This is a genomic window from Planctopirus hydrillae, from assembly GCF_001707835.1.
GTDB lineage: Bacteria > Planctomycetota > Planctomycetia > Planctomycetales > Planctomycetaceae > Planctopirus > Planctopirus hydrillae.
Genome location: NZ_LYDR01000008.1, coordinates 1 through 1,890 on the forward strand (window position 1 = coordinate 1; position 1,890 = coordinate 1,890).

Genomic DNA, 1,890 nt, shown 5'->3' on the forward strand with positions numbered 1-1,890 from the left:
TGGTGCATGAGATTAAAGAGAGAATCGCTGAACTGCAGGCCATTTTGCCCGCGGATATTCAGCTCAAGGTGATTCTTCGATTTCATCAGGCTCAGCCTGTTTTCGGCAGAATTTGCCGCTCGATGGATGAGGCCCGCTCAAGTGTGTGGAATGGTCTATCCTTGAACGTCTGCGTGTTGGCAGCTCGTCTCTTCAGTGAGTGACTGGAATGCTCGCAAATTCCTTACGATGGACAGCATTGACCCTCGTTCTGCTGACTCTGGCGGGTTGGTTGAAATGCGCATCAGCCCAGGAAACGAGTTTTTTTGACCGCTCTTTGCTGGCAGATCCGTCGATTGTTTTCAGTCCAACTTCTGGCGATGAAATCGAAACCGATCGCGACTCATTTACACCGGCGACGACAGTCGTTGGTCACCACAAAACGATTGTCGAAGCGGCTTACTCGTTCATTGATAATCCCTCCAGCCGGGAGACACACAGTTTCCCGGAATTACTGGTTCGATATGGCGTGAGCGACCGCCTGGAAATCCGGCTGGGATGGAACTACGAGACGGGTGGTGGCGGTTCCGTCAGTGGGAATTCTTCGTTCATCGAGGAAGAACCTCTGGTTGATGAGATCGAGAACGACGGAGATCTGCTCTATGGATTGAAGCTGTTTGTGAACGAACAGGCCGCATGGCTGCCTCAATCCTCGCTCATTGTGCAGGCCAATACTCCGACATCCGGGAGTCTGAATACGACACAGTTCACACTGTGTTACGTGGTGGGCTGGGAGTTGCCCAATGAATGGACGATTGACGCCGCTATGCGCTATTCAGCCACCGCCGAAGAAGAAGATCATTTCAACCTGTGGGCGCCGTCGGTGGTGCTCAAAGTTCCTGTCGGAACAAAATATAAAGCCCATCTCGAATACTTTGGCATCTTCTCAGATCAGCAGGCAACAGCGCAGACCTCACAATACATCAGCCCGGGTATCCACTATCTCATCACACCAGATCTGGAAATCGGAATTCGAGTGGGTTGGGGCCTCAACGGCGATTCAGCACGATTCTTCTCGAATGTCGGTGCCGGCTGGCGATTCTAGTGAGAAGCAGGGCAGGCTCCCGGATCGCCTTGCCTTACAGCTCATCCACAACTGAAAGAGGCTGAATTGAAATAGCTAGAAGTCAAGAAATGACTCCGATTCGATGATTCCTTCGGTGCTGCCAATTCCAGAATCATCAGGCTCGAGCCGCTTCAAGAACTCATCAATGGACGCCGCAATACGCCAAGTCCCTTCATTTCGCTGACTTTCGTGATCCCAAAAATGAACAGAAGCATCACTATTTACACAAACCAGGTTTCCACCTGACGACTCACCAATGGGAACAAATGAAGGTGGTAGCTCATCTTTGTATTGTGAGGCCTTCTGCTCAATGCTGTTCTTGTCATTTCCCAAGCCAAAAAGAATCTCAAGGTTGTTATATCCATCTTTTTTAGTGAATGGATTGGGTGTATGTGGCTTGTATCTCGCACCATGATCAAACCAGATTGCCCCACCGAATTCTAGTAGTATCTCTCGATAATTGGGCGTCATCGGAACAACCCGCTCCGCTGATTTGATTGCTTCTTCCAAGTCATTGGACTTTTGTCCAAGCAGTTTAGCCCCCAGTTTGGAAATGTGTTCGTTTGCCATCATTAGAATCTTCGTCGGAGATCTGATGTTGAACCTATATGCTTAACATCTAGCTGAAGGGCAGGCTCCCGCCTGCCTTGCCTCTTATTCAGTTCTTTTGTTCGATTGGCAGAGCATGCTTGCTCAGAGCCGCAAGCATGGCACACAACGCCGTCCACGATTTTCTCAGCAGGAGTTGAGCAGTCTTTCTCCTTGGCGGCGTTGGGTTTGGCACA

Annotated in this window: 3 protein-coding genes; 2 read left to right on the forward strand and 1 reads right to left on the reverse strand. The window is 50.1% G+C overall.

The features are described 5' to 3' along the window. Positions 1 to 203, forward strand: a 203-nt coding sequence (locus A6X21_RS24940; protein ID WP_205847358.1) for a hypothetical protein, incomplete at its 5' end; no start/stop codon positions are given. Between the two features lie 5 nt (positions 204 to 208). Further along, positions 209 to 1,084 carry a transporter gene (locus A6X21_RS00995; RefSeq protein WP_068845392.1) on the forward strand — a complete coding sequence of 292 codons (876 nt, stop codon included), beginning with the start codon at positions 209 to 211 and terminating at the stop codon, positions 1,082 to 1,084. A 75-nt stretch (positions 1,085 to 1,159) separates the two neighbouring features. Here the strand turns inward: A6X21_RS00995 and A6X21_RS01000 are convergent, their stop codons facing one another. Continuing rightward, on the reverse strand, positions 1,160 to 1,675 hold the full coding sequence (locus tag A6X21_RS01000; RefSeq protein WP_165603642.1) for an SMI1/KNR4 family protein: 516 nt from the start codon (positions 1,673 to 1,675) through the stop codon (positions 1,160 to 1,162). Positions 1,676 to 1,890: the final 215 nt, after the last annotated feature.

Coding starts and splice junctions, on each gene's coding strand:
- A6X21_RS01000 (WP_165603642.1), bottom strand. CDS start 1,675: ATGGCAAACGAACACATTTCCAAACTGGGGGCTAAACTGCTTGGACAA.
- A6X21_RS00995 (WP_068845392.1), top strand. CDS start 209: ATGCTCGCAAATTCCTTACGATGGACAGCATTGACCCTCGTTCTGCTG.